At 55.1% G+C, this 19,192-nt stretch carries 18 protein-coding genes, 1 tRNA gene and 1 pseudogene; 4 read left to right on the top strand and 16 right to left on the bottom strand.

Translation table 11 applies throughout. The features are described from left to right. Positions 1-134 precede the first annotated feature (134 nt). The 6 genes from ACZAHD_RS15120 to prmB are packed head-to-tail and all read right to left on the bottom strand — an operon-like array spanning position 135 to position 4,675. Entirely contained in the window at positions 135-410 is a 276-nt protein-coding gene (locus ACZAHD_RS15120; RefSeq protein ID WP_462457504.1) for a YfcL family protein, read from the bottom strand. Between the two features lie 31 nt (positions 411-441). Further along, positions 442-990, bottom strand: coding sequence for an elongation factor P hydroxylase (locus ACZAHD_RS15125; protein WP_462457505.1), 549 nt, complete (start codon positions 988-990; stop codon positions 442-444). Continuing rightward, positions 990-1,799: a sulfite exporter TauE/SafE family protein gene (locus ACZAHD_RS15130; RefSeq protein ID WP_462457506.1), complete on the bottom strand. Its 810-nt coding sequence runs from the start codon at positions 1,797-1,799 to the stop codon at positions 990-992. Before ACZAHD_RS15130 ends, ACZAHD_RS15125 begins: the two co-directional genes overlap by 1 nt. Continuing rightward, on the bottom strand, positions 1,799-2,623 hold the full coding sequence (gene mepA / locus ACZAHD_RS15135; protein ID WP_462457507.1) for a penicillin-insensitive murein endopeptidase: 825 nt from the start codon (positions 2,621-2,623) through the stop codon (positions 1,799-1,801). The genes ACZAHD_RS15130 and mepA overlap by 1 nt, the downstream gene beginning before the upstream one ends. Before the next feature lie 3 nt (positions 2,624-2,626). Then, a complete protein-coding gene (aroC, locus tag ACZAHD_RS15140) occupies positions 2,627-3,712 on the bottom strand; it encodes a chorismate synthase (protein ID WP_462457508.1) in 1,086 nt (361 codons plus the stop codon). A gap of 30 nt (positions 3,713-3,742) precedes the next feature. Then, a complete protein-coding gene (prmB, locus tag ACZAHD_RS15145) occupies positions 3,743-4,675 on the bottom strand; it encodes a 50S ribosomal protein L3 N(5)-glutamine methyltransferase (protein WP_462457509.1) in 933 nt (310 codons plus the stop codon). Positions 4,676-4,841: 166 nt separating this feature from the next. Here prmB and smrB point away from each other — a divergent pair, with 166 nt between their 5' ends. Beyond that, positions 4,842-5,393 (top strand): endonuclease SmrB, encoded by a 552-nt coding sequence (gene smrB, locus ACZAHD_RS15150; RefSeq protein ID WP_015583758.1) that lies wholly within the window; start codon positions 4,842-4,844, stop codon positions 5,391-5,393. Between the two features lie 18 nt (positions 5,394-5,411). Here smrB and sixA read toward each other — a convergent pair whose 3' ends face one another. The 4 genes from sixA to ACZAHD_RS15170 all read right to left on the bottom strand — a co-directional run bounded on the left by sixA (position 5,412) and on the right by ACZAHD_RS15170 (position 10,004). Further along, positions 5,412-5,897: a phosphohistidine phosphatase SixA gene (gene sixA / locus ACZAHD_RS15155; protein WP_462457510.1), complete on the bottom strand. Its 486-nt coding sequence runs from the start codon at positions 5,895-5,897 to the stop codon at positions 5,412-5,414. A gap of 209 nt (positions 5,898-6,106) precedes the next feature. Next, positions 6,107-8,251 (bottom strand): fatty acid oxidation complex subunit alpha FadJ, encoded by a 2,145-nt coding sequence (gene fadJ / locus ACZAHD_RS15160; RefSeq protein ID WP_462457511.1) that lies wholly within the window; start codon positions 8,249-8,251, stop codon positions 6,107-6,109. After that, positions 8,251-9,561 (bottom strand): acetyl-CoA C-acyltransferase FadI, encoded by a 1,311-nt coding sequence (fadI, locus tag ACZAHD_RS15165; RefSeq protein ID WP_462457512.1) that lies wholly within the window; start codon positions 9,559-9,561, stop codon positions 8,251-8,253. Before fadI ends, fadJ begins: the two co-directional genes overlap by 1 nt. A gap of 158 nt (positions 9,562-9,719) precedes the next feature. Beyond that, a complete protein-coding gene (locus ACZAHD_RS15170) occupies positions 9,720-10,004 on the bottom strand; it encodes a YfcZ/YiiS family protein (protein WP_462457513.1) in 285 nt (94 codons plus the stop codon). A gap of 371 nt (positions 10,005-10,375) precedes the next feature. Here ACZAHD_RS15170 and fadL point away from each other — a divergent pair, with 371 nt between their 5' ends. Continuing rightward, a complete protein-coding gene (gene fadL / locus ACZAHD_RS15175; RefSeq protein ID WP_462457514.1) occupies positions 10,376-11,716 on the top strand; it encodes a long-chain fatty acid transporter FadL in 1,341 nt (446 codons plus the stop codon). A gap of 68 nt (positions 11,717-11,784) precedes the next feature. On the opposite strand, the gene mlaA is transcribed toward fadL, so the two are convergent. Continuing rightward, positions 11,785-12,546, bottom strand: coding sequence for a phospholipid-binding lipoprotein MlaA (gene mlaA, locus ACZAHD_RS15180; RefSeq protein WP_462457515.1), 762 nt, complete (start codon positions 12,544-12,546; stop codon positions 11,785-11,787). Between the two features lie 268 nt (positions 12,547-12,814). Between mlaA and ACZAHD_RS15185 the strand changes: the two genes are divergently transcribed. Further along, complete coding sequence (locus ACZAHD_RS15185) at positions 12,815-13,720, top strand: formate/nitrite transporter family protein (RefSeq protein ID WP_462457516.1); 906 nt, start codon at positions 12,815-12,817, stop codon at positions 13,718-13,720. A 74-nt stretch (positions 13,721-13,794) separates the two neighbouring features. Further along, a tRNA-Arg gene (locus ACZAHD_RS15190) sits at positions 13,795-13,869 on the top strand. A 437-nt stretch (positions 13,870-14,306) separates the two neighbouring features. Here ACZAHD_RS15190 and ACZAHD_RS15195 read toward each other — a convergent pair. From ACZAHD_RS15195 to tssF, 5 genes and pseudogenes are all read right to left on the bottom strand, one after another. Next, complete coding sequence (locus tag ACZAHD_RS15195; RefSeq protein WP_462457517.1) at positions 14,307-15,701, bottom strand: VasL domain-containing protein; 1,395 nt, start codon at positions 15,699-15,701, stop codon at positions 14,307-14,309. Between the two features lie 82 nt (positions 15,702-15,783). Further along, positions 15,784-16,236 (bottom strand): type VI secretion system baseplate subunit TssE, encoded by a 453-nt coding sequence (gene tssE, locus ACZAHD_RS15200; protein ID WP_462457518.1) that lies wholly within the window; start codon positions 16,234-16,236, stop codon positions 15,784-15,786. Next, positions 16,229-16,765: a type VI secretion system lipoprotein TssJ gene (tssJ, locus tag ACZAHD_RS15205; protein WP_462457520.1), complete on the bottom strand. Its 537-nt coding sequence runs from the start codon at positions 16,763-16,765 to the stop codon at positions 16,229-16,231. Before tssJ ends, tssE begins: the two co-directional genes overlap by 8 nt. Continuing rightward, the gene (gene tssG, locus ACZAHD_RS15210; RefSeq protein ID WP_462457519.1) at positions 16,746-17,849 is read right to left on the bottom strand and encodes a type VI secretion system baseplate subunit TssG; all 1,104 of its coding nucleotides are present in this window, start codon (positions 17,847-17,849) and stop codon (positions 16,746-16,748) included. Before tssG ends, tssJ begins: the two co-directional genes overlap by 20 nt. Continuing rightward, positions 17,804-19,192 (bottom strand): annotated as a pseudogene (tssF, locus tag ACZAHD_RS15215) (type VI secretion system baseplate subunit TssF); the annotation flags it as partial. The pseudogene tssF and the gene tssG, both read right to left, overlap by 46 nt.

The raw sequence follows: 19,192 nt of genomic DNA on the forward strand, positions 1-19,192 counted from the left end.
CTGCTGAAGGGAAAAGCGGTGAAATAAGCCGAACGGCGGTGAGTGCGTTCGGTTAAGACCACAGCAGCGCGACATCAGGGTGATACCCGGCGTCGCGCTGCCCGGCCGGGTTTTCAGGTCCGGCGCTCAGAGGATTATTGTTTTGCCCGCTGATATAAATTATTCCACATTCCCTGCACCAGAATCTGGTCCGGCGGCGACAGTTCGCCTGCACCGATCGCTTTCTCCAGGCTACGTATCACCCGCTCGTTGATTGCTTTCGCAGAGTGATCGTCCCCTCCTTCCAGCTCGGCTACCGCCAGCGTCAGGTGGCCGCGCAGATAGCCGCTGGCAAACAGTTCATCATCACTGGCGTGGTCTACCATTTCATCAATCAACGCCAGAATGCGTGATTCAAACTCCGCGAGCATTGTCTTTCCTCTTTTAGTGTCAAACGTGGCTTTATTGCAGGTCTTCCGGCCACGGGAATTGTTCTGCCGTCAGTGGCGGCGTCTGATAATATTCTTGTAACGCGCGGATAAAGCGCGCCGGACGTTCAGGGATCCCATTCTCCAGCAAGGTCATAACCTGTGCGTGAACTCGCCGCTGAAAGGCAATCCGATCAGGTTCGAAGTCGCCTTCCAGATTGTCACAGCTCACGTTGAACGGAAAACCTGCCGCCACGCAAAACAGCCAGTCCAGCGCCTGGGGTTTCACCTCAACATCTTCAAACTGACACTGGGTCATGACATCACGGCCATCCGGACAGTACCAATAGCCGAAATCAACCTGTTCGCGACGCGCTTTGCCCGCGATGCACCAGTGAGAAATCTCATGCAGACCGCTGGCGTAAAAGCCATGAGCAAACACAATGCGGTTATACGGCACGTCGCTATCTGCTGGAAGATAGATCGGTTCGTCATCGCCTTTAATCAGACGGGTATTAAAATCATCGGCAAAGCAGCCGTCAAAAATAGCGATCAGCTGCTGATAATGGTGTTGCTGTTGCATTAATGAATTCCCAACCACTGAAGAATTTCAGCACCGTGGCTGTCATAAAGAAGTTTCGCGCTCATCACGGCGGAGACAACCACAATCATCGGACGAATCAACGATTGTCCTTTACTCAGAACCAGCCGTGAACCGGCGCGGGCGCCAATAAACTGCCCCGCCATCATCACGAATCCGGGCGCCCAAATCACTTTGCCGCCAATGATAAACAGCAGCAACCCACCGATATTCGACGTCGCGTTGAGCACCTTGGCGTGAGCGGTTGATTTGGCGAGGTTAAATCCGGCAAGAGTGACGAAAGCCAGCGCATAGAAAGAGCCGGCGCCTGGGCCGAAAAAACCATCATAAAAACCTACGCAGCCGCCGGCGATCAGGGCAAACGGCAGGCCATACAGACGACGCTGACGGTCTGCTTCGCCTAATTTTGGCATCAGCAGGAAGTACAGGCCAATGCCGATTACCAGCACCGGCAGGATCTGGCGCAGAATATCGGACTGGACGTGCTGCACCAGCAGCGCACCGGAGGTTGAGCCGATAAACGTCATCAGGATATTAAGCTTCTGATCCGCCAGGTTGACCACCTTGCGGCGGATAAAATAGAGCGATGCAGAAAGCGATCCCCCACAGGACTGCAGCTTGTTTGTCGCCAGCGCCTGCGCCGGAGACAGCCCTGCCGCCATCAGCGCCGGAACCGTCAGCAGCCCGCCGCCGCCCGCCAGAGAATCAATAAATCCCGCCAGAACGGCCACGAAAAACAGTGCCGCCAGTACCGTCGGCGACACCATAAATAGCTCAATAAAGCTTTCCATTACAGCACATGCTCATCCAGTAGCGCCTGACAGGAAGGCGGCAGCGGAGGCGGCGTCTTCTTCACAGGAGAGGTTGTCCCAGGTTTCGGGGGTTCAAACCAGCTTTGTAGCTCCGCGCCGCAGCCATCGCCTGACGGCGGTGGCGCCTGTTCTTCGCACTCCAGGCTACCTGCCGGACAACGCAGACGAACGTGCATGTGCGCACGATGCTGGAACCACGGCCGGACTTTGCGTAACCACCCACGATCGTTGCCAGCATCCAGGCAGAGCCGCTGCTTGATTGCCGGATTCACGAAGATACGCGTGACGTCGTCATCTTCTGCCGCCAGTTTAATCAGATGGCTGATTTGCGGGCTCCACAGTGACGGAACCACGTTCTTGCCGTCACGAGCCACCAGATCCAGCGCCTGCGGTTTCAGGAGCTGTGCTGCGCTCCAGCGCGTCTGCGGCAGTTGAAGGAAAATATCAACATCCAGCCCGCTCTGGTGACTGGCATGGCCGCCGTTAAAGCGCCCGCCTGCCGGCATCCCCATATCGCCAATCAACAGCGTCCCCATTCCCTGACTCTGCACCCGATTGCCCAGGCGCTGAATAAACTGGATCAGGTCCGGATGGCCAAAGTAGCGGCGCTGGTCGGTGCGCATGACCTGGTAACTGCTCGCACTCAGCGGCAGCGCCTGCGCGCCGACAATGCAGCCGTTCGCATATGCGCCAATTGACTGCGCACTGCCGCTAATCGGCTGGGTGATTTTTTGCCATGGCGTCGCCGCAAGGCAGGCAGAGCTGGCGACCAGCGCCAGCAGAGCGATAACGGTTTTTTTCATCGATTACCAGCGAGGAATTGATGTCGTCACGTCGCCATTTTGCGCGCGTTGACGCATAAAGTGATCCATTAGCACGATCGCCAGCATAGCTTCCGCGATCGGCACCGCGCGGATGCCCACGCAAGGATCGTGGCGCCCTTTGGTGATCATCTCAACTTCTTCACCGTGACGGTTAATCGTATGGCCCGGCACGGTGATGCTGGAGGTCGGCTTCAGCGCAATATTCGCGACGATCTGCTGACCGCTGCTGATACCGCCAAGAATGCCGCCTGCATGGTTGCTCTGGAAACCGTTTTTGGTGATTTCATCACGGTTTTGGCTGCCGCGCAGTTTCACCACCTCAAAACCATCGCCAATTTCCACACCCTTCACCGCATTGATGCTCATCAGCGCATGGGCGATATCGGCATCCAGACGGTCAAATACCGGCTCACCAAATCCAGGAGGCACGCCGTCGGCGACCACGGTCACTTTTGCACCAATGGAATCGCCCTCTTTTTTCAGGCCACGCATCAGCTCATCAAGCGCCTCGATTTTATCCGGATCCGGGCAGAAGAACGGGTTTTGTTCAACCTGCTGCCAGTCTTTGATCGCCAGAGGAATCTCGCCCATCTGGGTCAGACAACCGCGGATAACAATACCGAATTTTTCCGCGAGATACTTTTTGGCAATCGCGCCAGCCGCCACCCGCATCGCGGTTTCACGCGCTGAGGAACGCCCGCCGCCACGATAATCGCGCAGGCCATATTTCTGCTCGTAGCTGTAATCGGCGTGCCCAGGACGAAATACGTCTTTGATCGCACCGTAATCCTGAGAGCGCTGGTCGGTATTTTCAATCAGTAATCCGATACTGGTACCGGTGGTTACCCCTTCGAATACGCCAGAGAGGATCTTCACCTGATCCGGTTCACGGCGCTGCGTGGTGTAGCGCGACGTCCCCGGACGACGACGATCCAGATCGTGCTGCAGGTCAGCTTCCGTCAGCGGAATGCCCGGCGGCACTCCGTCAACAATGCAGCCCAGCGCCAGACCGTGCGACTCGCCGAAGGTAGTGACGCGAAAAAGTTGTCCAATTGTGTTTCCTGCCATCACGGCTCCGTCATGTTTGCGTGTTGTTTTTTAGTCTTTATAAATGCCGAAATGCGCGCGGGCGGCGATCAGCTGTGCTTTGGTCAGCATGAAGACGCCATCCCCGCCATTTTCAAATTCAAGCCAGGTAAACGGCACGTCCGGATACTGTTCAATCAGATGTACCATGCTGTTACCGACTTCACAAATCAGAATACCGTTGTCGCTGAGATAATCCGGCGCATTACCGAGGATACGGCGCGTCAGCTTCAGACCATCACTGCCGGAAGCCAGGCCCAGTACCGGCTCATGACGATATTCGCCAGGCAGATCGGACATATCTTCTTCATCAACGTACGGCGGGTTGGTGACGATCAGGTCGTACTGCACTTTCGGCAGGTCGCGGAACAGATCGGAACGAATCGGCGTGATCTGATGGATCAAACCGTGCGCTTCAACGTTTTGCTCGGCAACGGCCAGCGCATCAACGGAGATATCCACCGCATCCACTTCCGCTTCCGGGAAAGAGTAAGCGCAGGCGATCGCAATACAGCCGCTGCCGGTGCACATATCCAGAATGTGCTGCGGTGAGTGGTCAATCAGGCCGGCGAAGTGATTATTGATAAGCTCACCGATCGGGGAACGCGGCACCAGCACCCGTTCGTCCACGAAAAATTCATGGCCGCAGAACCAGGCTTTATTGGTCAAATAGGCAACCGGAATACGTTCGTTGATCCGGCGAATCACGCGCTCAACGATGCGGTGTTTCTCGCTGGAAGTCAGACGCGCGGAGTGCATATCCTCCGGGATATCCAGCGGCAAGTAGAGCGATGGCATGACCAGCTGTACCGCCTCATCCCACGGGTTGTCCGTGCCATGGCCGTACCAGATATTCGCCGCGCTGAAACGACTGACCGCCCAACGCAGCATGTCCTGAATGGTATGCAGCTCATTGACCGCTTCATCAACAAAAATTTTATCCACGCCATCCTCCAGGACACGCTCTACTGTAAATTCGGCGGCTAGTTTGCCATGAAGACGGCGATAAATCAGCATTCTTACGTCGGGCGGGAGGGGAAAAATACGTTTTGCTTGCCTGAACAGAGGCCGAGTCGGGTAAACTAGAGAAAAGAAATGATGAGAGTGGGCAATGAAAAAGAAAACATCGCTAAGCGACGAGGATCAGGCATTGTTCCGGCAGTTAATGACCGGCACGCGTCAGATTAAGCAAGACACCATCGTGCACCGCCCGCTGCGCAAGAAAATCACCGAGGTACCGCCAAAGCGCTTGCTTCAGGAGCAGGCTGATAACAGCCACTATTTTTCCGATGAGTTTCAGCCGCTGCTAAATACCGAAGGGGCGGTAAAATATGTTCGCCCGGATGTAAGCCATTTTGAACTGAAAAAACTGCGCCGCGGGGATTATTCACCAGAGCTGTTTCTCGATCTGCACGGGTTAACCCAGCAGCAGGCGAAGCAGGAGCTGGGGGCGCTGATCGCCGCCTGCCGTCGCGAGCATGTCTTTTGCGCCTGCGTAATGCACGGGCACGGGAAACACATCCTCAAGCAGCAAACGCCGCTCTGGCTTGCGCAACATCCGCACATAATGGCTTTTCATCAGGCGCCAAAAGAGTACGGCGGGGACGCCGCACTGCTGGTGCTGATTGAAGTTGAAGAGTGGCAGCCGCCGGAGCTTCCGTAATACGGACGCCCCGGGGAGTCAGATAGCTTTCGCCATCTTCAGATTGCAGGGGCTCATCTGCCAGTTGAACTCGCCCTTGCCATCAACATCAAGGGTGACGCAGGCAATAGCCGAAGTGCTGAACATCGGGGGAGTTTCTCCCGGGCACAGCTCTGAGACGAGGTACCCCACCAGCGGCAGGTGCGAAACAACCAGCACCGTTGAAACGCCTTCATTGGCCAGCGTCTGAAGCCAGGCACTGACCATGCCAACATCGCCACACGGCGTGAGCTCCGGCATCACGTCGACATTTTCGGGCAGGTCCATACACTCTCTTACCACATCCAACGTCTGTTCAGCACGCAGGTAAGGACTGACAAGAACCCGTTCAATATCCACTTTCTGACCTTTCAGCCAGGTTGCCATCTGACGGGACTCATCACAACCACAAACGGTTAAGGGACGAACCGAGTCACTGGCTGCATCGAGGGCAGCGTCGCCGTGACGCATGATAAAAACTTGCATATTGCACCGCTTTTGTTAACCAGAAGCACCGCAGTCTTACCTGCGTAGATAGCACGCAGTCGACCCGGTGGCCGGGCATTGTGCCTGATCCATCCAACGAATGAAACGCTGTTTTTTACCTCAATGGCGTAAGTATAGTCAATGATTGTTTACAAAACAGCCAGCCAACAGCGTCATTCATCGCCGGATTTATCTTCTTTGACCAGAACTTAGGTCATCCGTTCAGCTGCGGGCCAAAAGGTTGCCCCCTGCCCGGCCATGCGTAATAAATTTTCGCATGGGGTAAACCGTGGGCCGTACTGAGCGGCCAGACGTTGCAAGATGGCAACAACTTCACCCGCCCCGAGCTTATCCATATAACGGAACGGGCCGCCAAGAAACGGCGGGAAGCCAATACCAAACACGGCGCCAATGTCGCCATCGCGAGCACCGCGGATGACCTGCTCATCGAAGCAGCGTGCGGCTTCGTTAAGCATCATCATCACACAACGCTCGGCTATCTGCTGTGCGGATAAGCGCACCTGCGGCGCAGAAACGCCCAGCAGCGAATAGACCGCAGCATCAGGCCGTTTTTTGCTTGTACGCCCTTTTGTCTCATAAAGATAGAAACCGCGGCTATTTTTTCTACCTTTGCGATCGTCATTCAAGATCGCATCAATGATGTTTGCAGGCGGGCTAAAACGTTCTCCCCACGCGGCCTCCAGTACCGGCAGAATTTTGGTCCCGGTATCAATTCCGACTTCATCCAGCAGTTGAATCGGCCCAACAGGAAAACCGAACCTCACCAATGATTTATCGATATGCTCGATGGGCTCGCCTTCCATGAGCAGACGCATCGCTTCGTTGATGTAGGGTGCCAGGATACGGTTAACGTAGAAACCCGCGGTGTCCGCCACAACGATCGGCGTTTTCCCCTGCATTTTGGCCAGCTTCACGATCGTCGCAATCGTCTGCGGATCGGTATGCTGATGAGGGATCACTTCAACCAGCGGCATTTTCTCTACCGGGCTGAAGAAATGCAGGCCAATCACCTGCCCTGGTCGACTGGCCTGCGCCGCAATGTCGCCGATGGGTAGCGAAGAGGTATTGGAAGCAAAGATCGTCTGCGGGCTGCAGTGTGCTTCGATCTCGGCCACCATCCGCTGTTTAAGGGCTAAATCCTCGAAGACCGCCTCGATCACCACATCGCGACGGGCAAACCCCTGATAATCCGTGGTACCGGAAATCAGCGCCAGCTGACGATCCCGCTCGCTGGCCCGCAGATAGCGACGGCGAACCTGCTTATTCAGCAGATCCCAGCTGTATTTCAGCACATGGTTAATTCCCCGGGCCTGAATATCTTTGATACGCACCGGAAGCCCGCCTTTACAGGCGGTAACATAAGCAATTCCACCGCCCATCAGACCACCGCCGAGAACGCCGATGCGATTCAGCGGCCCAGCCTGCGCATCGGCGCCGCAATCTTTCTTCAGATCGGTACTGGCAAAAAATATCGATCTTAATGCCTGGGATTGCGGCGTCATCACCAGCTCACCGAAGGCCCGCGCTTCCTCGGCGTAGCCGCTGCTACAACCGTGGGCCAATCCATTTTCAATCACCTGCAGAATACGCCCGGCAGCAGGATAGTTGCCTTGGGTTTTCTGTTGGGTCTTTTTCGCCACCAGCCGAAACAACAGGCTGCGGCCCAGCGCCCCGGCAAGCACGCGCTCGCGAATCGGCATACTGCGGCTCGTCGGCCGTCCTTTCAGCGCCAGTTCCACCGCCGTCTGCAGCATAATCGATTGCGGAACCACCTCATCCACCAGCCCCGCTTTTAACGCCTGACGCGCACGAAGCTGCTTGCCGGTCAGAATCATCTCCAGGGCACTGCTGACACCGATCAGTCGGGGTAGTCTCTGGGTACCGCCAGAGCCCGGCAGCAGCCCCAACTGGACCTCTGGCAAACCCAGACGTGTTTTATCATCATCGCTGCAGACTCGTCCATGACAGGCCAGCGCCAGCTCAAGGCCACCGCCCAGGCAGGCGCCGTGGATAGCGGCAATCACCGGAATCGCCAGCCCATGGATCTCGGCCATAATTTGTTGCCCCTGGCGGGCGAGCGCTTCCGCTTCCTGAGCAGTGGCACACCTGGCAATCATATTGATATCCGCGCCGGCGATAAAATTGTCCGGCTTTGCGGAAATCAGCACGACGCCGCGGAGGGATTTATTATCACGAATCTGTCGCACGATCGCCCGCACCTGCTGGCCAAATTCAGCCTTCAGGGTATTCATCTTTTCACCGGGAGAATCGATGGTGATGACGGCAACGTTGTCTGGACGAATATCAAGGGTAAAAGCCGATGCCATGTCCATTATTCCGCCTCCAGAATCATCGCCGTGCCGAGGCCACCCGCCGCGCAGGCGGTAACCAGGCCAAATCCACCCCCCCTGCGCCGCAGTTCATGCAGCGTCTGGGTAATCATCCTCGCGCCGGTAGCGGCAAAAGGATGTCCGTAAGCAATGGAACCACCGAGAACATTGAATTTACTTTCATCGACTTCTCCGGTCGCCTGCGAGCGCCCGAGAACGTCACGGGCAAAGCGGTCGCTGGCCAGGCACTGAAGATTTGCCAACGTCTGCGCGGCAAAAGCCTCATGCATATCGATAAGCGTTAAATCAGCCAGCGTCAGCCCCGCCCTTTCCAGCGCCAGCGGCGTTGACCACGCCGGCCCCAACAGCATATCCTGGCGGACATCGATGGCGGTAAAGGCGTAGCTACGCAGGTAGCCAAGCGGCGTTAAGCCCAGCGCTTTGGCCTGAGACTCGGTCATCATGATCACCGCTGCGGCACCGTCGGTTAGCGGCGTACTGTTTGCCGCAGTGACCGAACCATGCTTGCGGTCAAAAGCGGGACGTAACTTTTGGTAATCAGCCAGAGTTGAATTTTTACGAATATTGTTGTCGTTTTCCAGCGGCTCACGGAACGGCGGCACATACGCGGTCATCACCTCAGAGGCCAGCTTCCCTTCTTCCCAGGCTTTCGCCGCCAGCTGGTGCGAACGGTGCGCCAGCGCGTCCTGCTGCTCGCGGGTAATCCCCCATGTTTTTGCCATTTGCTCTGCGGTATCCCCCATCCGTAGCCCGGTCGAATATTCAGCCACCGCAGGCGGTACCGGTAAAAGATCGCGAAGCCGTAAACGGGAGAAAAGCTTCAGACGCTGCCCGAGAGTGCGCGCTTTATTGGCATCCACCAGCGTGTGGGCCAGCTTTTTACTGACGCCGATAGGCAGAACGGATGAAGAGTCGGCCCCGCCGGCAATGCCTACGCGGATCGTTCCCGCCATCAGACTCTCCGCGACGTTGGCGACAGCCTGAAAACTGGTGGCGCAGGCCCGACTTACGCTGTAAGCATCGGTATGTACGCTCATGCCGGTGCCAAGCACAATTTCGCGCGCAATATTGGGTGCTTCGGGCATCTGCACCACCTGGCCAAATACCAACTGCTCAATCATTTCCGGGGGGATATCGCTACGAGCCAGCATTTCGCTGATAACCATTTTCCCCAAATCAACGGCGGGAACACCGTGAAATACCGTGGCCTGACGGGCAAACGGCGTACGTAAACCGCTGACAATGGCAATGCGATCGCCCTGGCGGGTGACAAGCGGTAATGCCTGACTCATGACTTTCCCCTGTTAACCGATAAAACCAAGTGGTCTGACCTGATATCAGTTTTAACTAATTTTTTACATTAAGCCAATCGGCGAAGAGAAAAAGTGGGAGCCAAAACACACAGGAAGGAGAAGATAACGCCCCTGACGGGAGGGGCGTTGAGGAGAAATTAACGCAGACCGAGTTGGAAAATGAGCGTTTCGGCTTCACAACAGAAGACAAAATCGATATCCATCTGTACACCGCCTTCAACGTCGCGAAAGGTCGGGGTAATTTTGCACGGTTCAGATTCCACGCCACGTGCTCTCTCAGTCAACGCGGCGAGAGTTTGTTCCGCTTCGGCGCGATGGGCAAAAACCCGGCTGTAAGAGGCGGTGCAATCAGTGTTGTCCATAATGGTGCCAACATCCATACAGCAGCAAACCGGGGTTTCATCAGCACTACATTTACTCATCGTAGATTTCCTCTGTATATGCACTCAAGGTGCCAGACAAATAATGAGGTTATTTTACGCGCGGCGCTTCCCGGCCTCCAGTCGTTAATGGCGACAAAGGTCCTAAGTGACCGAAATCACACTTAAAAATGATCCAAAACAAAAAACGCCCTGTTTAGATAAGGCGAACGAGGGTATTTTTGCTAACTGGATCTCTTTTTTCGTATCACAATTGAAAAACTTCATAAACAAACTTGCAACATCTCATCTGGTCAGACCTATACTCAGCGCACTGGTCTGATTTCTCTGTCGTAAAGCAGACCCTACACTTCGCGCTTCTGTTACGGCATGTAACATAGTTTAAATAAAAATAACTCAATGAGGTTATGGGCATGAGCCAGAAAACCCGCTTTACCCAATCTGCCCTCGCAGTGGCTGTAGCACTTGTTTCAACACAGGCCTGGTCAGCAGGCTTTCAGTTAAATGAATTCTCTTCATCAGGTCTCGGCCGCGCCTATTCCGGTGAAGGTGCGATTGCTGACGACGCGGGCAATGTCAGCCGTAACCCCGCATTGATTATGATGTTCGATCGCCCGACAATGTCCGCCGGTGCGATATTTATTGATCCCGATGTGAATATTTCTGGCAAGTCGCCATCTGGCAAAAGTCTGAATGCTGACAATATTGCCCCCACCGCCTGGGTGCCGAATTTACATTACGTTGCCCCGATTAACGATCAGTTTGGTTGGGGGGCTTCAATTACTTCTAACTACGGTCTGGCTACCGAGTACGCCGACGATTATGCTGCCGGGACCATGGGCGGCCAAACAGATTTGACAACTGTCAACCTGAACCTGAGCGGTGCTTATCGCCTTAACGACCACTGGAGTTTTGGTCTTGGCTTTGATGCGATCTACGCCAAGGCGAAAATTGAACGTTATGCTGGTGATGCTGGTATGCTCGCTGCGGGCCAGATTATGCAGCAGGTGCCTAATTTACCAGCTGCTGCGCGGCCAGCAGCGATTGCCAAAGCGCAGCAGCTCGCAGCGATTCCAGCGGATCAACAGATTGCTCGCTTGAAAGGTGATAAGTGGGGATTTGGCTGGAACGCGGGCATTCTGTATGAAGTGGACAAAAACAACCGCTACGGCCTAACCTACCGGTCTGAAGTTAAAATCGATTTCGACGGTGATTATCGTAGCAATATGAATACGGCTGTGCCGGGCTTCCCTTACCCAACCGGCGGTTCGACAATCCCGGGCTCTCTGACGCTGAACCTGCCAGAAATGTGGGAAGTGTCAGGTTACAACCGCGTGGCGCCAAAATGGGCCGTGCACTATAGCCTTGCTTATACCAGTTGGAGCCAGTTCCAGGAGCTGAAAGCGACCGGCAGCAACGGCCAAACACTGTTCTATAAAGACGAGAGCTTTAAGGACGCCTACCGCATCGCGCTGGGCACCACCTATTACTACGACGATAACTGGACCTTCCGTACCGGTATCGCCTTCGATGATAGCCCGGTACCTGCTGCCACTCGTTCTATCTCCATCCCGGATCAGGATCGTCTGTGGCTGAGCGCGGGGACCACCTATGCCTTCAACAAAGATGCTTCGGTTGATGTGGGTGTTTCATACATGCACGGTCAGCATGTAGAAATTAAAGAAGGTCCTTACACCTTCCGTTCTGAAGGCAAAGCCTGGCTGTACGGCGCGAACTTCAACTACCGCTTCTGATAGATCTGGCAGTATAAAAAAAGGGGGAACGCGAGTTCACCCTTTTTTGTTGTCATCTTTAATTTTGTTTACTGCGAGTCGATATCTTTCAGATCGCCCTGAATCGCCTGAGCATTAGGGTTCTCAGCCGGCGTGAGTTTACCGCCGTTGGCAATAAAGTCATGACGCTGGAAGTAGGCTTCGCGAACCATGATATACGGGTCGGAAGACTGGCGCAGCAGGCCGTCGGAATCCAGTAACTGGGCACGGGTCTCAACCCCTTCAACCGCCCACTTACCGATGGACATCGGCCAGGTCAGCCAGGAAAGCACCGGATAAAGACCATCAGCCATATCACCACCTTCATCACGCAGCGTAAAGCTGCCATAGAACGGCAGTTGCACATAAGGGCCGTAACCCACGCCATAGTGGCCCAGGGTGCTACCAAAGCGATGCGGTTCAACACGCTGCAGTTTCGGGTTCGCCATTCCAGCGACATCAACCAGGCCGCCCATCCCAAGAAGAGTGTTAAGGAAGAAGCGGGTAAAGTGCACCATACCTTTATAGGGATCGCCCTGCAGGAAGTAGTTCGCCATCACCGCCGGTTCTTCAAGGTTGCTGGTAAAGTTACTCAGCCCGTTGCGCGCCGGCTGCGGGACATAATCACGCCAGGCAACGGCAACCGGACGCAGCACGTACGGATCCACCACGTTAAAGTTGAAGTTGAACATCGTACGGTTAAACCCTTCCAGCGGGTCTGAATGCCCCTGCGGCAGATCGCCAGAGCTGGAACTGGCACATCCCACCAGCAATGTAGCGCCAAGCGCAAGCGCCGACAGGCGAAAATTCATAGGTGTCTCCCTGTTAATTTTGGCTATTGCTGTGGGTTATCCGGGGACTACAGCCGCCATTACGATACCGCCCGAAGCAAATTGCAATCTGGTGCCTGCTTTCAGCATAGCCTTCTTTGGCATAATTGTTGCGCCCTGATTCTATACATATTTTGCAATATCCGTATTGCTAATCTTGCCATTAGTAAAAATTTAGGAGGTTATTCCGGGCCAGCCGGATGAAACCTCTCTACGCTTATGAGAACAAAAAAATGCAGGAGGAAATTCCATGACGACAGATCTCAACGCTCACGATCGCCATCATAACGAAGATGTGGAGGTTGAAAGCGACGAAAAACAGGATGGTGAACCGATTGAGGTCAACGAGAAGCGCCTGCCCTCGCGGGCGATGGCCACCCATGAAGAGATCCGTCAGGAGGGGGAAAAAGAGCTGGAGCGCGATGCCCTTGCTCTTCTGTGGTCGGCGGTAGCCGCCGGTCTGTCGATGGGGGCATCGATGGTGGCTAAAGGGATTTTCCATGTTCACCTGGGTGAGATCCCCGGAGGGTATTTACTGGAGAATCTGGGTTATACCTTCGGGTTTGTTATTGTCATCCTGGCTCGCCAGCAACTGTTTACCGAGAATACCGTCACCGCAGTATTACCCATCATGCATAAACCCACCTCCGGGAATATCGGCCTCCTGTTACGGCTCTGGGGCGTGGTGCTTATCGGCAATCTGGTCGGTACGGCAATTGCGGCCTGGGCCTTTAATATGATGCCGATTTTTGACGATGCCACCCGCGGCGCGTTTCAGGAGATCAGTTTAAAGGTCATGAAAAATACGCCATCTGAAATGTTCGCCAATGCGATTATTTCCGGCTGGCTGGTGGCAACCATGGTCTGGATGTTTCCCGCCGCCGGCGCGGCAAAAATCGTGGTGATCATCATGATGACCTGGCTGATTGCGCTTGCTGATACTACCCATATTGTCGTTGGCAGCGTCGAGATTTTTTACCTAGTCTTCAACGGCTCGCTACCCTGGCAGGATTTCATCTGGCCCTTCGCGCTGCCGACGCTGGCTGGCAACATTTGCGGCGGTACTTTTATTTTTGCGCTACTCAGTCATGCGCAGATTCGTAATGACATGAGCAACGCCAAAAAAGAGCGGCTCAAGGCGAAAAAACATCCTTAAGTGGCGACAGTTTAAGCAGTTAATCCATAGATGCTTAACGGACAAGGAAAAAAACGCTATACTCCCGCCGCTTCGTCCCCTTAGTTAAATGGATATAACGAGCCCCTCCTAAGGGCTAGTTGCAGGTTCGATTCCTGCAGGGGACACCATATATGCCTCTCCCGACCTCTTTCGGATTCAATCGCCTCCCTCGTAATCCGTAGTAAACCTTCGACTATGGCCATGGAGTATCAACCGATGTCTACGGTTTTAACGTAAAGTAATGAGCGTTTGCAGGTCTTAGTGTGGGTTTATTCTGTTCAATAAACAGTGAGGCTCTCAAATACCGCTGAATGCACGCCAGGTCGAGGCTGCAAAGCCCGCAGACTGGATTTGACCCTTTATATCCAGACGCTTTTTCTCTCTCATGGTCAACACTAATGGCTCACAGTACCCGTACATGAAACATCTATTGCTCATACTTACAGACTTGCCAACTGTCGGGCGGTGTATACCGGAACAGAAGAGAATCGATGTTCAGGAGAGAGTAAATCTCCGACAGGCTATCTGGCGCGGTTATTACAGTAATAAACTGAATAATATAATTTCATTCAGATGCGTTCTGTTTTATTTCGGCATAGCGGGCAGCTAACTGCTTCAGATGCATCTCCAGTTGAGTCCTGTCAGCAACCGGTAAAGGTTTGCCCGCGGGTATTTGTGATAATGCCCGCAATCGCTCTTCAGCGGGAATGGATTGATTAAAGGACTGCATAGCGGAAAAGACCACTGATTTCAGCTCACTGACCGTCATGTATTTACCCTTCTGCTCATCAAGCCCGTTCAGCCTCTCACTTAGTTTTTGTAGCGTCGTCATTCCCTGATGCCAGCCATTCAACTGTTCTGTTGGCAATACGGCAGCATTAAGGCGTTGTTGCCAGTGTTGTGCCAGAGGTTTTGCTTGCTCTGGCCACAGCGCCTGAGCCTGTTCCAGAAGCTGCCTGCCCCAGGCGATATTACAGTCCGGGGGAAGCTTGTCCAGTCGGGCAAGCTGCTGCTGCGTTTGTGTGATTACCGCAGGTGATAACGAGGATCGCTGGCGCAACACATCCAGTTGCGTAGGTGTGAGTGTTGCAGGTAACGGTGCCAGTGAGGCTGAGAGCTGAGTCTGGAGTGGGTCAGACCGAAGTAAGATATGCCAACCCCACACCGTCGCCGCGCTGATCACCAGCATGGTGCACATCCCGGCGGCGAAGGATTTCGATTTTTTTACCGGCGCGGGCATTGCCGCCTGGACTTCGATATTCGCCTGCCGTTCTGATTGCGCGACATCCCCCTCCATCTCTGTACTATCCGGCACGTCACTCCCTTCAGGCGGATGACCGGCAAGGGCGCTCGTTGCTTCCCCCGCCCTCTTCATTACCGTAGCAGGCAGCACGATACCAGGCTCAATGATCGCACCAGCACAACAGGAGGTGTCATCACCGTTTTCCAGCCGGACGGCATTGTTCTGCATCAGCGCACGCAAGACATCAAACTGACTCAGGTGTTTAAGTCCCAGGCGCTCTAGCACGACACAGAGACCGGTAAGCAACTGCTCTGCCCGATATAGCTGGTAGAGGTCGCTGTAATTCAGCAGGAGCGTGCGCATCCGTTGCTGCAGACGCTGACTCAGACCACTGAGGATTTCCATGCGGGCATGTACAGGCTGAGGCCAGAGTGCACCCCACCGATGACCAATCATCACCTCCAGTATTACCAGTCCTTCATTCAAACCAGACAATCCGGCCAGATGCGTCCGCACAAGCGTATACCAGGCAGCCGTCTGCAGTTCAACACCGTTTTTTTCAAATAATGAAAGGCAGAGCTTTTCGGCGTATTGCCAGTTCACATCCGGGCGCGCCGGATGGGTCAACTTACTCAGTTCATCACGCAAGGCTGCATAATCCGGCAGGGTACGCGGATCGCCGCCGGCTTTAATTTTATGTGGGGTAATGTCATTCATGACCAGATATCCATTTGACGAGTCTGAAACTATGGAAGATTTTTGAGGCACGGTGATTTTACTGACATAGTGCTACCCGGCCTTACATACGGGTTGTCGTGTCGAGATACTTCTGTTGCTTCAGGTACCGCAACAGGACCCGCCCCTCGGGCATAAACTCGGTTCCGTAACGCACCAGACCAATACCTTTGAGCTCAGCATCAATGACATAGCGCAGTTCACCCGGGACGTTCTGCTCCAGCAGGACAACGGCTATTTTTTTCAAACGGGGTTCATATTTGTGCAGGACGGCAGACAATGTCCCCATCAGCTCATGGGCGGTACCCGGCATCCCCTGGAGGATTTTGGTCATATCTGGCAGGCCGTAGTCCGGCAAGTGCGCCAGCGTACCCGCACGGCAGTTAAGAACGCGCTGAATGTTATCCAGTATCGAGAGGATGACCTGATTTTCTTCACTAATTTGGTCAAGGCCGAGACCGCCGATAACGTTGCCGTAGAGCGTTTCATACAGCGAAGGACGGGGGGACTCATTCATCTTTCAGCGCCTGCAGGGTCAGTCGGTTGTTACCAGCCTCAATCACCCGGGCTTTGTCCGGGTCAAGGTCATCGCGACTCAGTACCACCCGCCAGGTGTTATTCACCTGATCCGGCGACATAAACATCCCGGCCACCGCCACATACTGTGCGCTTTTCTCCATCGGCATATCCACCATCACCGCCCCACCCGGCTGCAGGCGGATATCTTTCTCCGCGACCAGATCTGCCTTGATAGCCTGACTGTCAGCCTTAAACAGTGACGAGTAGTCCGTACTGTCGAAGGTCTTGCGGTCTTTCAACTGATAAACCCTGACAACCGTGGACAACGCCACGCCGCTGGCATTGCTGTTCACGGCTTCGCGGGCGCGTATATCCAAATGCAGGTTTTTTACCTGCTTATAAAAAATCGATTTGGTCACAGCAACGGTGCCGTCTGTCACTTTTTGAGTCAGCCCACAGCCCACCAGTATCAGTGTGATACCCGCAGCCAGCGCAATCTGAGTAAATTTACCAGCGATAATCGCCATCTTCATCGGTCTCCCTGCGGTGAATATTTTCCTGTACCCGCTCATAGCGGCCAAGATTGATGGTTATGGTTTTGGGGTGTGCGGCAGTGTTCGCCGCATTAAGAGGGCGCATCACGGCAGTGCGACCCAGTTGCACTGCGCCAGCTTTAGGTTTAGTCCTCATCGTCGCGTCCGGCAGCAGGCTACGGTCGATACACAGTTGCAGGCGGACATCGAGGCGCGACCCAAGATACACATGCAGCAGTGCCATTAAATCCGTGTGAAGCTCCCCGCCTGGTAACCAGCCCTGCACTTCAGCCGGGTCCGTGGTAGTCAGGCGCATCAGCACCTGGCTGTTCACGTCGGTGGCATAGTTGCCCATCACCGGGCGGTTTGTCAGAGTGACAGGCTGGCTGACACTCATGGTCAGCAGTTTCTTCAGCGGCACACGGCGTTTGTCGTAATGCCAGATTTTCGCCTGCGTGTTGGGTGCCAGCAGGCGCACCAGCGAGGCCATACCTTCTGCGGTCCGTCCCGGCAGCAGCATCACCGGCAGCAGCGCCAGAAAGCGTGAAGCCGGGGCCGCAATACTGTCCGTGCAGCCGTCAATCCCGAGCCCGGCCAGCCCCAGCAGGTACTGCGAGGTTTTATCCTTACCGCCTTCTTCGAAGGTCGCCGGGTACGAGTGCTTACGCCAGATGCGGTAGTACTGGGCAATCAGCCGGTGGTTGAAGATATCGAGGAAATCCGCTGTCGCCTCGTACCCTTCGCGGCGCTGGGCGATGTCATCGATATAGTGCGTCGGCAGCGGAGACTCTGCACCGTAAAGCCCCATAAAGGTGATACGTACCGTCGGCGGCAGGTGCGGATGCTCTGGTAATTCCACACCTTTGATTTCAGAGGCCGGGAAACCCATTCCCGGATGTGGCCGGAAGCGTACCGGCTCATGACGCACCTGCCAGTTGCTGCCGATAACCGGTTTACCCGGCTGGCTCTGCTCCAGTACCTGGCAGAAGCGATAAAAGTTCATGTACGGCAGCCGGTTACCCAACTGCGCTATCAGCCGGGCAGGCGCGGACTGTGGTTCTCTTTCCACCGGATGCATTTTCCTTCTGGCTGAACGATGAGGGTGAGCTGGTTGAACTGGTTCATATCGGCATACAGCGCAAAGAAGCGGCTGAGCATTTCACCGAACAGGTGAATATCGCCCTCGCCGGTAAAACCGTTGCTGTCGAGAGTGACCTCAATATCAAGACCCCGCAGCAGGAAGCCCTGCTCGAACCGCTGCAGGCGATGATGTGCCACCTGCTGAATCGCCTCCAGACGACGGGTGTTCAGCTCACCCTCCTGCCAATTGTAGAGCGCAAGCGTCCCGCGCAGCACTTCGGCGGTGCTCATCATATTCAGGAACCCGGAGCCGAGGTGGCTCAGCACCCGCCAGTGGAAACGATCTTCGGCAGGCGGATAAACCGGAAGCGTAGGTTTGCAGAGGTTGCGCACCGTCAGTGATGTGCTGACCACCTGTTCACAGCGGTCGAGCAGCGTGCTCTGCAGCGCCCGGCGCGGTAGCTGACCGTTGGTGCCGGTGATTTGCAGCGACACGGCTTCACGGTCGACCAGCCGATCAGCTTCCCACTGGTGACCACCGAGAATAAGCCAGGTGTCGTACAACCCGGTCACACTGCGCTTCACACGGGTGTGATAATAGCGCGGTGGTGCATGGCGGCGCATCATCCCGCCCTTGTGGCGGAAGCTGCTGAACGGCACGTATTCGGCATCACTGGTGCGGTTTGAGCCGGTAACTGAATCCACGGCATAAATCTCGGTATGCCCGTCCTGCAGGCGCTTGGGGCGCAACAGGTACTCACTTTCCAGACCAGTAATGGTGAGCGGGTCCGCTTCCAGGGTGAACAGGTTAATTACCGGCACACAGTGAAGACGAACCGCGTCATCGGTGACCGGCAGGTCAGATGGCCACGGCGTACTGAACACCACTTCGATGTCGAAGTACTCTGCCCCGGCAGGCGGCGTAATCCCGTCCAGACCGTTGAGGTGGACAAACATAAACTTGTCGCGGAAGGTGAAGTATTCCAGCAGCAGCTGGTAGCCACTGAACGCGGTTTCCCCTTTCGGCCACAGCCCGTCTTCCTCCGCAAATCCGCCCGGCGAGAAATACCCGTCAAGCCGGATACGGTCGGTCTGCCCGGGCAGGCGCATATACAGGGCAGCCTGCCGTTTGGTCAGCATCAGGTGCAGCTGGCTGCTGACGGGCGCATCCGCCCCGAGATAAAGACTCAGGTGGCTGAGGTCAGCATGGGACTAGTCCGCCTGGGTGCTGCAGGCAAAACGCATCCGCAACAGTGAACGACCGTCGGGTTCAGTGGTCATGGTCACCCCTGATATGTTCAGCGGGTTGAGCATCACATCGCGGGTGGTGCGGTAGCGGCA

The sequence above is a fragment of the Raoultella sp. genome (assembly GCF_039594335.1).
In the GTDB taxonomy this organism is placed as follows: domain Bacteria; phylum Pseudomonadota; class Gammaproteobacteria; order Enterobacterales; family Enterobacteriaceae; genus Klebsiella.

Excerpts from the sequence above, each read along its gene's own strand:
- tssJ (WP_462457520.1), bottom strand. The coding sequence starts at position 16,765 with ATGGCGATTATCGCTGGTAAATTTACTCAGATTGCGCTGGCTGCGGGT.
- fadJ (WP_462457511.1), bottom strand. The coding sequence starts at position 8,251 with ATGGACATGGCATCGGCTTTTACCCTTGATATTCGTCCAGACAACGTT.
- ACZAHD_RS15125 (WP_462457505.1), bottom strand. The coding sequence starts at position 990 with ATGCAACAGCAACACCATTATCAGCAGCTGATCGCTATTTTTGACGGC.
- fadL (WP_462457514.1), top strand. The coding sequence starts at position 10,376 with ATGAGCCAGAAAACCCGCTTTACCCAATCTGCCCTCGCAGTGGCTGTA.
- sixA (WP_462457510.1), bottom strand. The coding sequence starts at position 5,897 with ATGCAAGTTTTTATCATGCGTCACGGCGACGCTGCCCTCGATGCAGCC.
- aroC (WP_462457508.1), bottom strand. The coding sequence starts at position 3,712 with ATGGCAGGAAACACAATTGGACAACTTTTTCGCGTCACTACCTTCGGC.
- ACZAHD_RS15170 (WP_462457513.1), bottom strand. The coding sequence starts at position 10,004 with ATGAGTAAATGTAGTGCTGATGAAACCCCGGTTTGCTGCTGTATGGAT.
- mlaA (WP_462457515.1), bottom strand. The coding sequence starts at position 12,546 with ATGAATTTTCGCCTGTCGGCGCTTGCGCTTGGCGCTACATTGCTGGTG.
- mepA (WP_462457507.1), bottom strand. The coding sequence starts at position 2,623 with ATGAAAAAAACCGTTATCGCTCTGCTGGCGCTGGTCGCCAGCTCTGCC.
- ACZAHD_RS15185 (WP_462457516.1), top strand. The coding sequence starts at position 12,815 with ATGACGACAGATCTCAACGCTCACGATCGCCATCATAACGAAGATGTG.
- ACZAHD_RS15130 (WP_462457506.1), bottom strand. The coding sequence starts at position 1,799 with ATGGAAAGCTTTATTGAGCTATTTATGGTGTCGCCGACGGTACTGGCG.
- tssE (WP_462457518.1), bottom strand. The coding sequence starts at position 16,236 with ATGAATGAGTCCCCCCGTCCTTCGCTGTATGAAACGCTCTACGGCAAC.
- tssG (WP_462457519.1), bottom strand. The coding sequence starts at position 17,849 with ATGCATCCGGTGGAAAGAGAACCACAGTCCGCGCCTGCCCGGCTGATA.
- smrB (WP_015583758.1), top strand. The coding sequence starts at position 4,842 with ATGAAAAAGAAAACATCGCTAAGCGACGAGGATCAGGCATTGTTCCGG.
- fadI (WP_462457512.1), bottom strand. The coding sequence starts at position 9,561 with ATGAGTCAGGCATTACCGCTTGTCACCCGCCAGGGCGATCGCATTGCC.
- ACZAHD_RS15195 (WP_462457517.1), bottom strand. The coding sequence starts at position 15,701 with ATGAATGACATTACCCCACATAAAATTAAAGCCGGCGGCGATCCGCGT.
- ACZAHD_RS15120 (WP_462457504.1), bottom strand. The coding sequence starts at position 410 with ATGCTCGCGGAGTTTGAATCACGCATTCTGGCGTTGATTGATGAAATG.